The organism is Methylophilus sp. YYY-1 (assembly GCF_029132825.1).
GTDB lineage: Bacteria > Pseudomonadota > Gammaproteobacteria > Burkholderiales > Methylophilaceae > Methylophilus > Methylophilus glucosoxydans.
On sequence record NZ_WOVG01000001.1, the window covers coordinates 1,001,522 to 1,019,055 of the forward strand.

Annotated in this window: 14 protein-coding genes and 2 tRNA genes; 11 read left to right on the forward strand and 5 right to left on the reverse strand. The window is 50.1% G+C overall.

Annotated features, from left to right (window positions below; genetic code table 11):
* Nucleotides 1-7 precede the first annotated feature (7 nt).
* A complete protein-coding gene (locus tag GOC95_RS04755; RefSeq protein ID WP_275356099.1) occupies nucleotides 8-949 on the reverse strand; it encodes an ATP-binding cassette domain-containing protein in 942 nt (313 codons plus the stop codon).
* Between the two features lie 284 nt (nucleotides 950-1,233).
* On the opposite strand from GOC95_RS04755, the gene GOC95_RS04760 reads away from it, so the two are divergent.
* The 8 genes from GOC95_RS04760 (at nucleotide 1,234) to pth (ending at nucleotide 8,607) form a co-directional block, all read left to right on the forward strand.
* On the forward strand, nucleotides 1,234-2,940 hold the full coding sequence (locus tag GOC95_RS04760; RefSeq protein WP_275356100.1) for a tetratricopeptide repeat protein: 1,707 nt from the start codon (nucleotides 1,234-1,236) through the stop codon (nucleotides 2,938-2,940).
* 7 nt (nucleotides 2,941-2,947) lie between these two features.
* Nucleotides 2,948-3,574, forward strand: a complete 627-nt coding sequence (gene lolB / locus GOC95_RS04765) for a lipoprotein insertase outer membrane protein LolB (protein ID WP_275356101.1) — start codon at nucleotides 2,948-2,950, stop codon at nucleotides 3,572-3,574.
* Nucleotides 3,575-3,690: 116 nt separating this feature from the next.
* Complete coding sequence (locus tag GOC95_RS04770) at nucleotides 3,691-5,124, forward strand: carbonic anhydrase family protein (RefSeq protein WP_275356102.1); 1,434 nt, start codon at nucleotides 3,691-3,693, stop codon at nucleotides 5,122-5,124.
* Between the two features lie 38 nt (nucleotides 5,125-5,162).
* The gene (gene ispE, locus GOC95_RS04775; RefSeq protein WP_275356103.1) at nucleotides 5,163-6,065 is read left to right on the forward strand and encodes a 4-(cytidine 5'-diphospho)-2-C-methyl-D-erythritol kinase; all 903 of its coding nucleotides are present in this window, start codon (nucleotides 5,163-5,165) and stop codon (nucleotides 6,063-6,065) included.
* Between the two features lie 12 nt (nucleotides 6,066-6,077).
* Nucleotides 6,078-6,154 (forward strand) — tRNA-Gln (locus GOC95_RS04780).
* A gap of 124 nt (nucleotides 6,155-6,278) precedes the next feature.
* A complete protein-coding gene (locus GOC95_RS04785) occupies nucleotides 6,279-7,214 on the forward strand; it encodes a ribose-phosphate pyrophosphokinase (protein ID WP_194748486.1) in 936 nt (311 codons plus the stop codon).
* Between the two features lie 112 nt (nucleotides 7,215-7,326).
* Entirely contained in the window at nucleotides 7,327-7,935 is a 609-nt protein-coding gene (locus GOC95_RS04790; RefSeq protein ID WP_194748393.1) for a 50S ribosomal protein L25/general stress protein Ctc, read from the forward strand.
* 99 nt (nucleotides 7,936-8,034) lie between these two features.
* Nucleotides 8,035-8,607 carry an aminoacyl-tRNA hydrolase gene (gene pth / locus GOC95_RS04795; RefSeq protein ID WP_275356104.1) on the forward strand — a complete coding sequence of 191 codons (573 nt, stop codon included), beginning with the start codon at nucleotides 8,035-8,037 and terminating at the stop codon, nucleotides 8,605-8,607.
* A 13-nt stretch (nucleotides 8,608-8,620) separates the two neighbouring features.
* On the opposite strand, the gene GOC95_RS04800 is transcribed toward pth, so the two are convergent.
* Nucleotides 8,621-11,395 (reverse strand): EAL domain-containing protein, encoded by a 2,775-nt coding sequence (locus GOC95_RS04800; RefSeq protein WP_275356105.1) that lies wholly within the window; start codon nucleotides 11,393-11,395, stop codon nucleotides 8,621-8,623.
* Nucleotides 11,396-11,612: 217 nt separating this feature from the next.
* On the opposite strand from GOC95_RS04800, the gene ychF reads away from it, so the two are divergent.
* Nucleotides 11,613-12,698 (forward strand): redox-regulated ATPase YchF, encoded by a 1,086-nt coding sequence (gene ychF / locus GOC95_RS04805; RefSeq protein WP_194748399.1) that lies wholly within the window; start codon nucleotides 11,613-11,615, stop codon nucleotides 12,696-12,698.
* A gap of 54 nt (nucleotides 12,699-12,752) precedes the next feature.
* Here the strand turns inward: ychF and GOC95_RS04810 are convergent, their stop codons facing one another.
* Nucleotides 12,753-13,403: an HD domain-containing phosphohydrolase gene (locus tag GOC95_RS04810; RefSeq protein WP_228518773.1), complete on the reverse strand. Its 651-nt coding sequence runs from the start codon at nucleotides 13,401-13,403 to the stop codon at nucleotides 12,753-12,755.
* 124 nt (nucleotides 13,404-13,527) lie between these two features.
* On the opposite strand from GOC95_RS04810, the gene GOC95_RS04815 reads away from it, so the two are divergent.
* Together GOC95_RS04815 and GOC95_RS04820 are read left to right on the forward strand one after the other, a co-directional pair.
* A tRNA-Met gene (locus GOC95_RS04815) sits at nucleotides 13,528-13,604 on the forward strand.
* Nucleotides 13,605-13,754: 150 nt separating this feature from the next.
* Complete coding sequence (locus tag GOC95_RS04820) at nucleotides 13,755-14,189, forward strand: heme-binding protein (protein ID WP_275356106.1); 435 nt, start codon at nucleotides 13,755-13,757, stop codon at nucleotides 14,187-14,189.
* 438 nt (nucleotides 14,190-14,627) lie between these two features.
* Here GOC95_RS04820 and GOC95_RS04825 read toward each other — a convergent pair whose 3' ends face one another.
* Nucleotides 14,628-15,551 carry a hypothetical protein gene (locus GOC95_RS04825; RefSeq protein WP_275356107.1) on the reverse strand — a complete coding sequence of 308 codons (924 nt, stop codon included), beginning with the start codon at nucleotides 15,549-15,551 and terminating at the stop codon, nucleotides 14,628-14,630.
* A complete protein-coding gene (locus tag GOC95_RS04830) occupies nucleotides 15,541-17,499 on the reverse strand; it encodes a reverse transcriptase domain-containing protein (RefSeq protein WP_275356108.1) in 1,959 nt (652 codons plus the stop codon). The genes GOC95_RS04825 and GOC95_RS04830 overlap by 11 nt, the downstream gene beginning before the upstream one ends.
* Nucleotides 17,500-17,534: the final 35 nt, after the last annotated feature.

The following is a 17,534-nucleotide window of genomic DNA, read 5'->3' on the forward strand; positions in this document are numbered from 1 at the left end:
AATCGACTTAAGCTGCTTTTGCAACGTCTGCCTCGTGATAAGTCAATTGTACAAACACATCCTCAAGGCTGGTTTGATCGGGCGCAATGTGGAACAGGCCCCAGCCTTGCTGCACAGCCGCCTGCACAATCGCTTCGTGCGGCTGGCTGCCTTCATGAAAACGGATACGCCACATGCCCTCGGCAGGCTCAACTTCGGCCACGCCTGCAATTGCAGCCAATTGTGCTACTGGCGGCGGGTTACGCAGGCCAACCAGCAATTTGTTACCAATACGCTGCTGCTTGAGCACATCAATGCCGCCATTAAACACCAGCTTGCCCTTGTCAATAATTTGCACGTGGTCACAGACCATTTCCACTTCGGGCAAAATATGGGTAGAGACGATGACGCTGTGCGCCTGGCCGATTTCCTTGATCAAGGCGCGGATATCACGAATCTGGATCGGATCCAGGCCCACGGTCGGCTCGTCCAGAATCACTACCATAGGGTTATGAATAATGGCCTGGGCAATGCCTACGCGTTGCTGATAGCCGTTGGACAGGTTTTCGATCAAGCGTTTGCTCATGTGGGTCAGGCCACAACGCTCTTTGGCATGTTCCACCGCTTTTTTAATGTGTTTGCTAGAGACGTTGTGCAGTCTGGCTGCAATGGTCAGGTACTCGTCTACCGTAAATTCTTTGTATAAAGGGCGCATTTCCGGCAGGTACCCGATCAAGGCTTTTGCCTCTTTGGGCTGCTCTATCATGTCGATACCGCAGATTTTGACGCTGCCTGCACTCGGCGCGAGGTTGCCCGTCAACATTTTCATCGTGGTGGACTTGCCGGCGCCATTTGGCCCCAAAAAGCCCAGCACCTGGCCTTGCTGCAGGCTGAACGTCACATCACTGACGGCGGCACGTCCGCCATACAAACGGGTCAATTCAATTGCTTCAACTGTCAAATTTGCCATGATTTCTTCACATACCTCGCGACTGGGAAAGATGCTTTCAAGCCTGACTTTACAGCGCCAGACCGCAAATCCCTAGACAAATATTTCACCAAAAAGTTATAGTGCTGTAGACGACGCTTTCACCTGTGTTTAAACGCCGATTACAATTTAGTTACAAATCGCACATTATGGATGAACTTGCAGCAACTGTCACGGACTAAACTAAAATTCCAGACGGATTAAGCGCCCCTTCTGCCCCAGTGACGACATCATTCATGCAACCTCTTTTTAAACAGGAATCCAGTATGCCTCTTACCCGCCGCCTCAACTTGAAAACCCCGTCATTACGCCGTCCGACACTGGCATTATGGCTGGCGTTGATGAGCAGCCCGGCCTGGTCTGCCAGCGGCACCCCCACCATTACCACCCCCACCGCAGAGTTTGTCTACAAATACCTGCTAGGTGAAGTGGCCGCGCAACGTGGCGAATTTGTGTTGGCCGGGCAACTGTTTCTGGATTTGGCCAAACAAACGCGTGACCCTTTGCTCGCCGAGCGCGCCACACAGGCGGCAACCATTGCCCGCACACCACAGTTGGCACTGCCCTCTGCCGAATTATGGTCTGAGCTGGCCCCGGATTCTATCCCGGCAGCCCAAACCGCCAGCCAGTTGCTGATTGCCAATGGCAACCTCGAAAAAGCGATTCCACAGATCCAGAAAGTGCTGGCCAATGAAAACATTCGCGCCAATGCCTTTATGGAACTCAACAGCCTGATGGTACGTATCACCGACAAAACCAGCGTGCTCAAAACCATACAACAGCTTGCCAAGCCTTATCCCAAGCTGGCTGAAGCCCACTTTGCCATTTCGCAAGCCGCTTACTTTGCGCACGACGAGAGCCTCATGAAAGCGGAGCTCAAAGAAGCGTCCAAGCTGCGCCCAGGTTGGGAACCGCCCGCGCAGATTTACGGGCAAATGCTGATGGAAAAAGATGTCCAGAAAGGCATGGCATTTTACCGCGACTTTTTAAAGACCTATCCTGAGTCAGATCAGATCCGCCTATCGTTAGCGCGCGCCTTGCTCTTGCAAAAAAACACCACCGAAGCCAAGGTAGAGTTCACCAAGCTGCTCGAACGCCACCAGAACAATCCTGACATGAACGTGATTGTGGGCCTGCTGGCGCTGGACGCCAAAGAATACACTTTCGCCGATCGCTACCTGGAACACGCGCTCGAAGTCGGCTTCAAGGAGCCGAACAAGGTCTACTTCAACCTGGGCCGCTCAGCCATCGAGCAAAAAGACGATGCACGCGCTTTGCAATGGTTTGACAAAATCACCGATGGCGAACAATACCTGGCCGCACGGATGGCCGCCGCCGGCATTATTGCCCGCCGCGACGGTGTCGATGCTGCGATTACCATGCTGGACAATGTGGATGGCCTGACGCCCGAGCAACAGGCGCTGGTGATTCAAAACCAGGCACTCATGCTGAGCCAGGCCAAACGCGGCGATGAAGCCTACACCCTGCTTGAAAAAGCCGCCAAAACCTTCCCGGAAAGCCCCGAGTTGCAGTACGACTTCGCCCTAAGCGCCGAGCGCAAGGGTAAATATGACATCATGGAAGACACGCTGACCCGGGTCATTAAAATGAAGCCGGACTTTGCCGCTGCCTACAATGCGCTAGGCTATTCCTATGCAGACCGCAATATCAAGCTGATTGAAGCGAAGAGCCTGATTGAAACCGCCACCAAGCTCTCCCCGGAGGATCATTACATCATGGACAGTCTGGGCTGGGTCTATTTCCGTTTGGGCGACTTGTCGCGTGCCACCGAAGAGCTACGCCGCGCCTATGCCATTCAGCAAGATCCTGAAATTGCGGCCCACCTGGCCGAAGTACTTTGGAAACAAGGCCAACGTGAAGAAGCACAACGCATTCTGGATCAGGCCTTGTCGGCCAACCCCGGCAACGAGATTCTGGTCGCAGTCGCGCAAAAACTGAAATCCGCCCTGTAGTGTTTGTATGCCGTCCACACCTGCGCTAGCGAGGCTGGCCCAAGCTTTTGCCATCTGGTTATTACTGAGTCTGCTGGCAGGCTGCGCCAGCCAGGCCATCGCCCCTACTCAAACCAGCGTGCCGCCCGCGGCCCAGCACAGGTTTGCCACACTGCAAGCCGTGCAATCCTTTGACGTGGAGGCGAAGCTGGCCGTGCAATATGCGGGCAAGGGCTACACTGCCAGGCTGGAATGGCAACACAGCCCGGCACTGGATACCCTGCGTATTTTTAGCCCGCTCGGCCAGCAAGTAGCCCTCATCGAGCGCAGTGCGCACAGCGTCACCCTCACCGACCAAAGTGGCAACACGCACCAGGCGGCGGATGTTTCCAGCCTGACAGCGCAGTTGTTAGGCTGGCGCCTGCCTTTGACCGGGTTAAGCCAATGGATTTTGGGAGCTCCGCACATCAATAGCCCGTTCCAGGCCAGCTATCTTGCGCAGGGTGAGCCTGCCCGCCTCATGCAGGACCAATGGCAAATCGATTACGACGATTACCGTGAGGTTCAATTGCAAGGCGTGCAGTCATCCCTACCGCACATCACACGCTTGCAGCAGCAAGATGTCCGGCTAAAGCTGGTCATTCAACACTGGTAAGCTACGCCACGCAGCAATGACGGCGCGGATCCGCGCCGTCATTAACACGCAAAGCATACGGGCCCCTTAACAGCTTTCGCGTTAAAGATTCAGGCCATGCCGTCGATAATGCCAGTATGCGCTGCAATCTGTTTACCTCTCTCTCGTTTCGAATTTGGCTGCTGGCCTGCCTGTGGCTGGGCCTGAGTTTGCCTGGGTACAGCGTGGCCGCACAATGGCTGTCGATCAAAAAAACGGACGATAGCCAACTCATGATAGACAAGCAGTCGCTGCTCGAAGAAAAACCCTATGTCAAAGCCTGGATCAAGGTTGATTACCGCCAACCTCAAAAAAACATAGAGTCTGTAGACCGCGTTTACACCCATGCAAAAGCGCTCTGGTACTTTGATTGCGACAAGCGCAAGGCAGCCACTATTCAAGTGTTCCAGTACGAAGGGGAAGAGCTGGTCTACTCTGCGGGCATTACTGCAAAACAGGCAGATTTTATTGAGCCCCTACCGGATTCCGAGGTAGAGATCACGCAGCAGTACGTCTGCAAGTGGCAGAACAAAGAGAAGCAACGCGCTGAAGCGGCAGCCAAACGTGCCGCCAACCCGGTCATGCCTGCCGTTGCCAGCAGCAAAGACAAGCCCGCTGCACCAGACAGCGTGGCCGAGCCTGCCCCTGCAGCAGATGCAGCACCTGCCAAACCGGCCGACAAAAAGGCTGACGGCAAGCCGGCTAAAGACGTAACGGCTACAGAAGCCAGTGCGACTAAATCCAAGGAAACCACTGCCAAGTCCAAAGAGGACGCGGCGAAAACGGGCAAGCCTGAAAAAACAGAGGCAGCAGCTGATCATCAGAAACCTAAAGACAAGAACAAAACCGGTGCCGCGGATGACAAATCCTGGGCCTACAGTGGTGAGCACGGTCCAGACAAATGGGGTAGTCTGAATCCTGAATTTGCCGTCTGTAATGCAGGTAGCCAGCAATCGCCTATCCACGTGGATAATACGATCACAGCCGCCCTCAAACCGATCAAGCGACTGCAAAAATTCCCGATCAAGAATATTGCACTCAAGGACCACAGCCTGGTATTGGATGCGGGCAGCGGTAACATGATGGTGCTAGACCAGAAACCGTACCAGCTCAAATATATTAGTGTGCACATGCCTGGCGAACACCAGGTCAAACAGAAGTCCTATGCCGCCGAGATGCAAATGGTGCATGAAGACAAAGCCGGACACCGTGTGATTATTGCCATCATGATAGAAGAAGGGAACGCCCATGCTGGGATAGAGAAGCTGTTAGGCAGCATGCCCAAAGATAAAGAGCAAAGCAAACCGCTGACCATCCGTGTCACGCCGGCCGACCTGATGCCCGTCAAGCCTGCCTACTACCGCTACAGTGGCTCGCTGACAGCCCCGCCCTGTACCGAAGGCGTGCAATGGGTGATCATGAAAGAAGCGCTCAAGGTTTCCAAGTTCCAGTTGGCCAGCCTGCAACAAGCCATCGGTGCGCCCAACCAGCGCCCGCTGCAGGACAGCCAAGGCCGCATGGTCCTTGAATAAGCCTCACAAGCAGGCAGGCATGCTTTACAATAGCGGCCATGCATACCTTGAGCTACCCTGCCCCCTGCAAAATCAACCTGTTTTTGCACATTACTGGTCGCCTCAGCAATGGCTACCATACCCTGCAAAGCCTGTTTTTACTGCTAGACCACGGCGACACCTTGCACATCCGCCCACGTCAGGACGGGCAAATTCTCCACATGAATCCGCTGGATGGCGTCCCGGCCGAACAAGACCTTAGCATCCGTGCTGCCCGCCATTTACAGCAAGTCAGCGGCTGCACTCTGGGCGCCGACATTGGCTGTGATAAACGTACGCCCATGGGCGGTGGATTAGGCGGCGGCAGCTCGGATGCGGCCACCGTCCTCATGGCACTCAACCAGCAATGGCAGTTGGGCTACACCCGGCAGCAGTTGATGCAGATTGGCGTTAGCCTGGGTGCAGATGTGCCCGTCTTTATCTTTGGCCAGCCCGCCTGGGCCGAGGGTATCGGCGAACAATTATCTGCGGTTTCACTGCCACCCCCACTGCTCGATCAATATTACGTGGTACTCACGCCGCAGGTGGCCGTGCCCACCGCACAAATTTTTGCACATCAAGCATTGACAAGAGACTCGAAACCATTGAGAATAGCGGACTTTTCAAACGGCGCTAATTCCAGCGCGTTCTGGCAGCAAGCCAGAAACGATATGGAAGCGGTTGTTTGCATGCTTTATCCTCAAGTTGGCGAAACGCTGGCCTGGTTAAAACAATACGGCGATGCCCGTATGAGTGGTTCCGGCGCTTCAGTGTTTGTGGCCGTGGATAGTGCAGAAAAAGCGGAGCAGTTAATTGCAAATAGACCAGAAAACACTTCTGGTTTTTGGGCAAAAGGGTTAGAATACCATCCGCTTTTTGCTTCGGTCACTGACGGTGACCAAGCCACACAACAAGTGTGTTAAAGACAAGTTTTTTGGGGAGTCGCCAAGCTGGTTAAGGCACCGGATTTTGATTCCGGCATGCGAAGGTTCGAATCCTTCCTCCTCAGCCAAACATAAGCGTGTAGATTTTACGATTTACACGCTTAAATTTTTTATAGCGCCCAGCCAAGCGCATGGGCGCAGGTTTCAAGACATCGTCATCGCAAAAAGGGTACAACGTTGAGTAACGCCAACATGATGGTATTTACCGGCAACGCCAATCCGGTACTGGCACAAGAAGTGGCTCAGCATTTGGGCATTGAATTGGGGCGTGCCGATGTCGGCCGTTTTTCTGACGGTGAAATCATGCTGGAACTGCTGGAAAACGTGCGTGGCCGCGATGTGTTTGTGCTGCAATCCACGAGCTACCCGACCAATGACAGCCTGATGGAAGTCATGGTCATGGTTGATGCACTGCGCCGCTCATCCGCCGGCCGCATTACCGCTGCCATTCCTTATTTGGGTTATTCACGCCAGGACAGACGCCCACGCTCTGCCCGTGTTGCCATTACGGCCAAAGTAGTGGCCAACATGCTGACCAGTGTCGGCGTGAACCGTTTGCTGACGATGGATTTGCACTCCGATCAGATTCAGGGCTTCTTTGATATCCCGGTCGACAATATTTATGCCACGCCGATTTTGCTCGATGACCTGGTCACGCTGAATCACGAAAACCTGGTCGTGGTCTCGCCAGACGTGGGTGGTGTGGTGCGTGCGCGTGCTGCGGCCAAACAACTGAATGCGGATTTGGCAATTATCGACAAACGCCGCCCGAAGGCCAATGTGGCCAAGGTCATGAACATTATCGGCGAGGTTGAAGGCCGCACCTGCGTCATCATGGACGACATGGTGGACACCGCTAACACCTTGTGTGAAGCTGCCGCTGCCTTGAAAGATCGCGGTGCGACCAAGGTGGTGGCTTATGCCACCCACCCGGTCTTGTCCGGGGGCGCGGGTCAGCGCATTTCTGCTTCAGCACTGGATGAGCTGGTCGTTACCAACACCATCGCGCTGAATGCAGAGGCGCAAGCCTGCAGCAAAATCCGCCAACTGAGTGCGGCGCCATTGCTGGCAGAAACCATCAAACGGATTAGCCAGGAAGAATCTGTGTCTTCCCTGTTTATGGATTAACCGTCTATAAACTATTTTTCTTGATACATGAATTAAGTTTTTGTGCTGCAAGCTGGTCGCGGCTTGCAGTTTTTAGTGCAGTACCGCCTTCGGGCGTTTTTAGGAGTCTCATATGAGTATCGAAATTAAAGCCGTCAAACGTGACGTTAAAGGTACGGGTGCGAGCCGCCGCCTGCGTCGCGCTGGCAACGTGCCTGGTGTTGTTTATGGTGGCGATCAAGCTGCTGTGTCTATCGAGTTGGACCACAAAGAATTGTTCATGCAATTCCGTCACGAAGCGTTCCACGCTTCCATCCTGAGCCTGGTGCTGGATGGCAAGGCTGAAAGCGTTTTGTTGCGTGACTACCAACTGCACCCAGTACGCAATACCATTCAGCACATCGATTTCCAGCGCGTATCCGCGACTGAGAAAATCCACGTGAAAGTGCCATTCCACTTTGTGAACGAAGAAGTGGCTCCTGGTGTTAAAACAGGCGGCGGCAGCATTTCACACATCCAGACTGAAGCTGACGTTAGCTGCCTGGCTAAAGATTTGCCAGAGTTTATCGAAGTGGACCTGGGCAACCTGGAAGCGGGTCACGCCATCCACCTGTCAGAAATCAAACTGCCAAAAGGCATCGAGTTTGTACAACTGGCTCACGGTGATGACGCGGCTGTGGTTTCCATTGCCAAACCACGTGGTGGTAGCGACGAAGCAGCAGAAGAAACCCCTGCTGCTTAAGTGGCTCAGGCGGTTATCCGCTACAATGAACGCGCACAGTCATGTGCGCGTTTTTTTTGGTGCGTATCGCACCCTCCTACATTTGCTTAGCGTGTGAATATGAGTGGAATAAAACTGATTGCAGGCCTTGGTAACCCTGGCGATAAATACACCATGACCCGCCACAATGCGGGCTTCTGGTTTGTAGACCTGCTGGCACAACAATCCGGTAGCCGCCTGACGGCCGAGGCCAAACTGTTTGGTATCGCCGGCAAATGGCAACCGCATGGCGACAAATGGTTACTGAAGCCAACCACGTTTATGAACGCCAGCGGCAAAGCGGTCGCCGCCATCGCCCATTACTACAAGATTTCCCCGGCCGAAATTCTGATCGTGCATGACGAACTGGATTTGCCGCCTGGCCAGGCCAAGCTCAAGTTCGGCGGCGGTCATGGCGGTCACAATGGCTTGCGCGATATTCATGCCACACTTGGCACGCCGGATTACTGGCGTTTGCGTATCGGTATCGGCCATCCGGGCAACAAGGCCGAAGTCGTCAATTTTGTATTAAAAGCCGCCGGCAAGGATGAGCAGCAAGCCATCGATGACAGCCTGATTAAAGCCAGTGGCATCAGCGAATTATTGGCGCAAGGCCAGTTTGAAAAAGCCATGCTGCAGTTGCACAGCAAATAACTCTGACGCCAATCTATGGATGGCGTGTAGAAATGACGGTTTGGCGTTGCCAAGACTGATACCAGGCCACAAAATCCTCAGTACGCAATGGCGGTGAGAAATAATAGCCCTGGCCAAAATCACAGCCCATCTCCTGCAAGATGCGTAACTGGCGCAGGTTTTCGATGCCCTCGGCAATCACCTGCATGCCCAGGCTGTGGGCCATGACGATAATGGCCTGGCACAAGGCACCATCTTGACTGGAAACCCCCAATTCACGCACAAAGGAACGGTCAATCTTGACGTAATCAATCGAGAATTTTTTCAGGTAGGACAACGCAGAATAGCCGGTACCAAAATCATCGAGAGCCACTTGCACCCCCGCTTGCCGGTATTGCGCCAACCGCTCACTGACGTGCGTGTTGGCATCCAACAGCAAGCGCTCGGTAATCTCAATCACCACCATGCCATTGAATTCAGGGTGCTGCCCCATCTCTGACAACCAGTCCTCCTGCTTGCGATGATCCGGCGCAAATTGCACAGGCGACTTGTTAATCGCCATCTGAAACTGCGGATGCAAGGACAGTCGCCAGGATTTGCATTGCGCAATGGCGGTTTTAAATACCCACTCCCCAATCGGCGCAATCAGCAGGTTATCTTCGGCAATGCCAATAAACTCCATGGGCGGAATCAGTCCCTTGACCGGATGCTGCCAGCGCAACAACGCCTCCGCCTTGACCACCTGGTTGGTTTGCAAATTCACCACAGGCTGGTACTCAAGAAAAAACTCCTGGTTGGTGATCGCCTGGCGCAAGTCGTGCGACAAGCGCATGCGGTTTTCAGCGTGCTGCTGCATGCGTGGCGTAAAGTAGGTAAAGCAGTTGCCGCCTTTTTGCTTGGAGGCATACATGGCCTGATCCACCCGCTTCATCAGATCCTCTTTATTGCTGGCATCATCCGGAAAAATGGCAATCCCCAGACTGGAAGACACATAAGCCAGCGTATCATCCAGCTGAAACGGTTGCGACAAGGTCTGCAATACACGCTGCGCCAGGGCCTCAACATAGCCCGCAGTAGCATCGCCGAGCATGAGCACAAACTCATCGCCGCCCAGGCGAGCGACCAGATCCTTGTTGCCGACGCAGGCCGACAAGCGTTTACCCGCCTGCATCAGCAAACGGTCGCCCTGATCATGCCCCTGTGTATCATTGACCTCTTTGAACCGGTCCAAATCGAGAAAGATAATGGCCAACTTCTGGCTGCTGCTTTTAATCGTTAACAGCGCCTGCTCCAGGCGCTCGAAAAACATGCGCCGATTAGGCAAGCCAGTCAGCGTATCCACATTGGCAAACTGCCAGACCACCTCTTCTGATTGCTTGATCTTGGAGATATCGGCCAGCGTGCCCAGAATCCGTGTCGGCTTGCCCGCCTCGTCACGCATCAATACCATGCCCCGGTCAAACACCCACTTCCAACTGCCATCCTTGCAGAGCATGCGGTATTCAATCGCATACTGCTCACGTTCGCCATCCAGCACCTGTTGTTGCAGGGCTTGTACTGACTCGATATCTTCCGGATGAATCCGCTGTTGCCAAGTGGCCGGGTTATGCGCCAGTTCATGCGGCGCAAAACCAAACATTCTTTTCCAGTGATCAGAAAACACCACGCGCGAGTCAGTCACATTCCAGTCCCAGACACCATCGCCGGTGCTTTCCATCGCAAACTTCCAGCGCTGCTCACTACTGGTCAAGGCCTGGCTATATTTCTCAACGGTTTCACGTGCACGGCTGCGCACCATGGATAAATAGGCGAGCCCCGCCAGCAACACGCTGGTCAGCACGCCCATCACGGCGACCTGATTGGCCTCGCGCAAATCAGTGACCGCCTCAAAGGCCGGGGTAGACCGCGCGCGCATACTCCACAAATGGCCATGCATATTCATGGTTTGTGCGGCGCTAAAGCGGGCGGCATGCTCATGGGGATGTGCCTCCTCCCCGCTCGGGCTATGGTAAAGCGGTGTCTGCCCCTCTTTGCCATTCAAATCAAACACATCAAAATGCACTTGCCGCAGCTCGACCACCTGCAAGGCCTCCGCCAAAAAGGCATGAACATCAAAGCGCAAAAACACCCAGCCGTTCAACATGCGACGGCGATCCGTCTCAGAAATCTCATCCGGCCGCCCGTGGTACACCGGCGCATGCAAGAAATACGGATGCCCCATCTGCGGACTACCGGTAGACTGGCCCGACATCACGATTTGCTGGGTTTCGCTGGCTTGCAGCAAATCAGCACGCAGCCGCGCATCCAGAAAGGTATTCTTAAGCAAACTTTCCTGATTCTGGTCATTCCGCGGCTCAATATACAGCACCGGCGCCAGCTCATCATCGCCCTGTACAAACTCAAGCCTGGCGAGCAGACTTTTCACTGGCGTTTCCAGGTCTTTAAACGTCTCTGGATAATTGAGGTGGATGTACTTGATAAAGCCTATTGCATTCAAGCTGCCGTACTGGTCACTTTGCGTGTAATCATTGACATACTCGCGGAATTCTTTGGAAGAAACAAACTGCGAAGAAAGATAAAGATGCTCAACCCCGGTCAACACCTCGCGGTAAGCGTCCATACGGTGCTGGACAGCCTCAGTCGCTGACAACACCGCCTGCCGGAACTTGACCGCCTGCAAGGCTTCCGCATGTTCACGAGCATTCATCCACAGCAAAACAGTCAGCTGCAAGCCACAGGCCAAAATCACCAGGGCCAGCCAGCGCGAGGTCAGCAGTTGCTGCCATGATGCAATCCGAATACGAAACATCTATCCTCCTTCGTCAGGAAGTCGCATGACACACACCAGCATCCCCCGGTCATGCGATGAATTTATTTTTGAGTTTAAAAGTTAATCCTGTTCAGGATTTAAGTCAAATCAAGATTGTTTCTAGCTCTATCTTGTGACTAACGGTAAAATATTGGTTTTATTGACTCTTTGCCGCAACTTCACACTGCGGCAATTCTCACGCTAAGGTTCATCCATTATGAAATGCGGTATTGTCGGCCTGCCTAATGTAGGCAAATCCACCCTGTTTAACGCCATCACCAAAGCGGGCATCGCCGCAGAGAACTATCCTTTCTGCACGATTGAGCCGAATGTCGGCATCGTAGAAGTCCCCGACCAGCGCATGCAACCACTGATCGACATCGTCAAACCACAAAAAACACAACCAGCCATCGTCGAGTTTGTGGACATTGCCGGCTTGGTGGCAGGTGCCTCCAAAGGCGAAGGCCTGGGCAACAAGTTTCTTGCCAATATCCGTGAAACCGACGCCATTGCCCACGTGGTGCGTTGCTTTGAAGACGGCAACGTGATTCACGTCGCAGGCAAGGTAGACCCACTCGCCGACATTGAAGTGATCAACACCGAGCTGGCGCTGGCCGACATGGAAACCGTTGAAAAAACCATGCAGCGCGAAGGCAAAAAAGCCAAGAGCGGCGACAAAGACGCCATTGCCCTGATCAAAGTGCTGGATAAAGTGCTGCCCTGCCTCAACGAAGCCAAAGCCGTGCGCACCCTCAATCTGGATGCCGAAGAACTCAACTTGCTCAAGCCGCTGTGCCTGATTACCGTCAAACCCGTGATGTACATCACCAACGTGACCGAAGACGGCTTTGAAAACAACCCGCATTTAGACAAAGTGCTTGCCTTGGCCAAAACCGAAAAAGCCCCCGTCGTCACCATCTGCGCCAAAATTGAAGGCGAAATCGCGGAGCTGGACGATGCCGATAAACTCGAATTTTTACAAGAACTCGGCCAGGAAGAGCCCGGCCTCAACCGCGTCATTCGCGCCGCCTATGACCTGCTGGGCCTGCAAACCTACTTCACCGCCGGCGTACAAGAAGTGCGCGCCTGGACCGTGAAAAAAGGTGCCACTGCACCACAAGCCGCTGGCGTCATCCACACCGATTTTGAGCGTGGCTTTATCCGTGCCGAAGTGATTGCCTACAACGATTACGTGCAATACAAAGGCGAAAAAGGCGCGCAAGAAGCCGGTAAAATGCGCCTCGAAGGCAAAGAGTACATTGTGCAAGACGGCGACGTCATGCACTTCAGATTCAACGTCTAACCACGTATCAAGCTAGAAAATCAAAGGCTGGAGATTTCCAGCCTTTTTTATGCCTCACGACGCCTTGAACTCGGCATAGCGTGGATCATGAATCACCTTAACAAACCGCTGGAACAACTCGGGATCCAGCTTGCTGCCAGACTCACTCTCCATAATGCGCAAAATTTCATCGTGTGGCCGCGCCTCCTGATACACGCGCCGCACCGCCATCGCATCATAGTTATCCACCACCGTCACAATGCGTGACAACAACGGGATCGCTTCGCCAACCAAATGGCCAGGATAGCCACTGCCATCAAACCACTCATGATGATAACGCACGATGTCCGCAATCCGCTGTGCATCCTTATGCTCATACACCTCAATCAAATTCGCCCCCACCGACGGGTGCGTCTGCATGATGGCAAACTCTTCCGCATTCAACTTGCTCGGCTTCATTAATACAGCATCCGGCACCACAATTTTGCCAATGTCATGCAAACAAGCGCCCAACTCCAAGGCATCCAGCTCATGGCGGCTCAAACCAATATCCAGCCCAATCCCATGAGAAAGCGCCATCACACGGTCGCTATGCAAGCGCGTATACGCATCCCGCATCCGCAAAGCATCGGCAAAAACCTTGCCCAAATGCAATACCCCGCTGTGATTGCTGACAGCCTCGCTCATCGCATCCCCGAGTTTTAATTGATTTATACGGTTTAGCATACTCCCAAAATGAATCCCCTGAAAACCCTCTCCACAAAATTCAAGAAAATGCGTAGTAAAAAAGGTCACAAAGGGTTGTTGTCGTGCCCTGATACAACTGCTATAATCGCGGTCTTTCAAATCTGGTGATGTAGCTCAGCTGGTTAGAGCACAGGATTCATAATCCTGGGGTCGAGGGTTCAAGTCCCTCTTTCACCACCAAATACAAAAACGGCTTCCAGCAATGGGAGCCGTTTTTATTTATCGCTACCTTCTGCAAAGCACCTTATTTCAAGCGCATGCAAAGTTAAATGAATTTAAACCTGTGGGCATAGTCACATTGATACCAATCAATTAACCATAAGGAATCACATGCACGTAAGCTTTGAAGTCGCACAAGAAATCATTGAAAAAGCAGTTGAGAAATCCAAACAAATCGGCGTCAAGATGTGTATCGCCGTACTGGACTCTGGTGGCAACCTGAAAAGTTTCACTCGAATGGATGATGCCTGGGTCGGCAGTATTGATATCGCCATCAAAAAAGCAAAAACCGCCTGCTACTTTGCCATGCCCTCAGGCGAAATCGGCAAGCTTTCAGTCCCTGGTTCGCCTTTATACGGCATTGAACACTCCAACGATGGCTTGATTACTTTCCCAGGTGGGTTACCCATTGTGGATGAAGAAGGTATGTTGATCGGTGCAATTGGCGTCAGTGGAGATACGGTTGAGAATGATCACTTAGTTGCGCAAGCTGGTGTAAATGTGGCTGGTGTCTGTGATGTGCCTAAGCATCCTTGGCGGACATAGTTTCGTATATCAATAGAAATTAAATAAAATCTTTGAAATCTAGTCGGATGGTTAAATCACAAGGCATTTAATCCGGAGTCTAGGTTTCAAGCCCCCCTTTCACCACCAATACCTAAAAGGCTTCCAGCGATGGATGCCGATTTCTTTTTGGGCCATGGCCCATTCATAGCTCACATTTAGCCCATCAATAAATATGATTGAATTCTGACTCTTGGAATGTAACTCAAAACTAATCCAGTGGTACACCATAACTCAACAACGTTTCCGGATTTAAATACTTGAACAGCTTTGGTTTAAATGTGTTTGTATAAGTGATTAATTGCAAATCATCCACAATAGTGGCTCATTCCTAATATATGCAAGGTCTAACTAACTTTTGTTCATCGCCTTTAAGTTTCACAATGCTATCGGAGAATGGGTAAGAGATTATAAAGTTCTTTATTTGCCTAAATTGATTCTTGCTTTCACGTCTTTAATATCCAATCCAGGTGGTGTAGGTTTAAAGTCATCAGAATCTTTTTGAAGACCGTAGCCCTTTCTTTGATGATTGCGCAATGATTTAAGATTTAGACTCATAGTCAAAAAAGTAAGATTGTCGCCACCTTTTATTCCAAGTGGATTCATCTTCTCCGAACTGGATGGACTTACCACCCTAGAATCACCATATTGTGATCCATTAACCTGAACAACAAAACAATGCAAGTCTCTAGACACTGACTCTACAATATTAGAAAAGTATGAAACGTCCCTGTTATATTCAGACCCCACAATAAAGTCAACCTTGCCTTTAAATATCGTCCTATCTTCGATACTGGCAAGTTCATAGCAGTTGTAGATTGCAAAGCTAGCACCGCGCCATTGGAACAGATGATATTTATCCTTGGTTGATGGAACTTGTAAACCTTCGTTTTCAAGAACAAAAGTCTCATTAGGCGAGTAAATTCTTTTCGTACGTCTAATGGGTACACATGCCCAATGTTTACTTGTGGTTTTAAATGGCAAGGCGGCTAATATATCGTTGTAGGCAATTCCAGCCACCACATTGTGCTCTAAACCACAAATCACACCAATGTGATGCTTTCTTGCCCATGCAACGATCATACTTTCCCATGCATGAGGAATACTCACCTCTGGAAATATTAATAAATCAATCTTTTCACCGTTTGAACCATGCCACCTTGATACGCTATTCAAAAGCTCCGATATTGGCTTTAGCCTTTCCTTCGTATGATTTGGCTTTTCTAAATAACTAGATTCAATGTTTGATATCCATACTGGAATATTTGCTAAAGCAATTTGAATTTTTTTATGTAAGTCTGGTGACTCAAAACCTACTTTGACTGTATCAAACTTAATCGTCATGACCGGGCCCCTTATTAAATTCAAGTTGCCATTCGATGCCTTCTGGGTCTCTTCTATTTGCTATTTCATATATGTATGATGCCCAACGAAAAGGGGGCATACCCTTCAACTCAACATCTCTACTGCATGCAAGTAGCATGCATTCGTCAAAATTTATATATCTTGGAGACAATTCAAGTTTGCGTTTATCAATATCAACTGGTTTGTCAATTTTCCATGTAGTTATTGGCCCTGAGTAATTTGTATAATTCAGCAGAGGCTTTCTAATAAAATGATGTCGGATGAGATTTGAGTTTCTTAAAACTTCAATTTCATAACCTGGTATTAACTCAACAAAACCCCAATCAGATTCACACAATGCCTGAGACATTGATTTTGCTAGTTCAAGATGAGCTAATAGTCCATCAATTAATAATGTTTTGATTTCAACTCCACTGTTAGTACTTACTTTTTTTATTTCAGATGTTAAATGACTGTCAAAAGCTTTAGCAGCCTTTGGGTCATCCGAAATTGCAAAGAAAGTGAAAACACGCTCCCATAAATCAAAAAACTCAATCGCGTTTTTACCTTTAAAAAATCTTCTTAATCCTAAACTGATTGTGGCATCAGGTCTGTCATCAGTTAGCAAATGCAGTATCGTCTGTCTTGCCAAATGCTTAGCCAACTCATAACGGTTTTCCGCCATCCCCTTGACACTTCTAAACTTATTGACGGAGCCTTCATACATGATTTCATATGCAACATCCTCAATCGAGTTATCTGCTTCATCCACGGGCATTAATAAAAAATCACTACCGTTTTGTTCCAATTTTTTCTGAAACTTCTCTAACCCAGCAATTGAATGATTTCTGTCAAAGTATTGAAGGATGCATTTACCTTGTTGCAAATATAATCCAGGCCGACTTAATAATTGGTAGCGTTGATTGATTGGGTTTGTAAGCAACCCATGCTTTATTAAATGTTCTTCGATAAAAGCAGAAACAGGATTCGTATCCTGTTTCTGTGGATTCTTTGTGGCAGGTAAAACAATTAAAATATCATCAACATAACGCCCATAATAAGCAGGTCGTAACTCTTGAATGATAACGTCATCGAAGCACTTCAAGTACCAGTTAGCTAGAATCACTGAGGGACAAAATCCGATCGGAAGGCCTGTGTCAATATCCTCTATGTCCTTGTGCGAGTTTTGCAAGAATGGCGAGATAATTTGTCGATAAACTAAACAAATTTCTCTAATACAATCAGTTAAAGGCAAGGCTGAGTTAAAACTCGTGTTAACTTCATCTGCCAGTTTAAATTCCAAAATTGATTTTTTTATAGAATCAAAATCAAGTCGGATGCGATAGAAATACTCTTGTATATCAAGTCCAAGTATTGCGACGTTTACTTTATCTTCGGTAAGTAATTGCTTTGCTTTTTTTATGCCATTATCACGCCATCTTGAATATTGCTCATGGTACTTTTGAAACAACCCAAGAGAATCATCATCGTTTTTGAATACCGAAGTGTTTAATCTTGAGCCACAACATTCATTTCCAAGTTGCTTATCAAGTAGCAGGCCTTCTTGCATAATCCATATCACTGCAATTAAATGCAGTTCTATAGGGCCATCGAAGAAATAATTGACCTTCTCAACTTCAATTTTGTCTGTTGAAGTTACATTAGTAATGAATTTACCAGTTGTTAATTCACACTCATTTCCATCCCAATTGATTTTTTTAGGAACAACTCTAAAGGTGATTTTCTGAAGCCAATCCTGAAATTGTGGATGACTTGAGGGGGTTAAACTGTTGACGACGAATAAAACTGCTTGTAATTTTTCATCAAACTCATTAGAACACTCGAACGCTGCAAGCCTTTGTCTAAGCTTAAGGTCTGTTTTATCGTAATAAACATAACTCTTGAGCTTTCGATAAGCTGTATTAAGTTGATCAGCTGTGATTGACATTTAACTCACCTTGGATAAGTAGATTACAACTTAAC

Coding starts and splice junctions, on each gene's coding strand:
- GOC95_RS04755 (WP_275356099.1), bottom strand. CDS start 949: ATGGCAAATTTGACAGTTGAAGCAATTGAATTGACCCGTTTGTATGGC.
- GOC95_RS04785 (WP_194748486.1), top strand. CDS start 6,279: ATGATGGTATTTACCGGCAACGCCAATCCGGTACTGGCACAAGAAGTG.
- GOC95_RS04760 (WP_275356100.1), top strand. CDS start 1,234: ATGCCTCTTACCCGCCGCCTCAACTTGAAAACCCCGTCATTACGCCGT.
- ispE (WP_275356103.1), top strand. CDS start 5,163: ATGCATACCTTGAGCTACCCTGCCCCCTGCAAAATCAACCTGTTTTTG.
- GOC95_RS04800 (WP_275356105.1), bottom strand. CDS start 11,395: ATGTTTCGTATTCGGATTGCATCATGGCAGCAACTGCTGACCTCGCGC.
- GOC95_RS04830 (WP_275356108.1), bottom strand. CDS start 17,499: ATGTCAATCACAGCTGATCAACTTAATACAGCTTATCGAAAGCTCAAG.
- GOC95_RS04825 (WP_275356107.1), bottom strand. CDS start 15,551: ATGACGATTAAGTTTGATACAGTCAAAGTAGGTTTTGAGTCACCAGAC.
- GOC95_RS04810 (WP_228518773.1), bottom strand. CDS start 13,403: ATGCTAAACCGTATAAATCAATTAAAACTCGGGGATGCGATGAGCGAG.
- ychF (WP_194748399.1), top strand. CDS start 11,613: ATGAAATGCGGTATTGTCGGCCTGCCTAATGTAGGCAAATCCACCCTG.
- lolB (WP_275356101.1), top strand. CDS start 2,948: ATGCCGTCCACACCTGCGCTAGCGAGGCTGGCCCAAGCTTTTGCCATC.
- GOC95_RS04790 (WP_194748393.1), top strand. CDS start 7,327: ATGAGTATCGAAATTAAAGCCGTCAAACGTGACGTTAAAGGTACGGGT.
- GOC95_RS04820 (WP_275356106.1), top strand. CDS start 13,755: ATGCACGTAAGCTTTGAAGTCGCACAAGAAATCATTGAAAAAGCAGTT.
- GOC95_RS04770 (WP_275356102.1), top strand. CDS start 3,691: ATGCGCTGCAATCTGTTTACCTCTCTCTCGTTTCGAATTTGGCTGCTG.
- pth (WP_275356104.1), top strand. CDS start 8,035: ATGAGTGGAATAAAACTGATTGCAGGCCTTGGTAACCCTGGCGATAAA.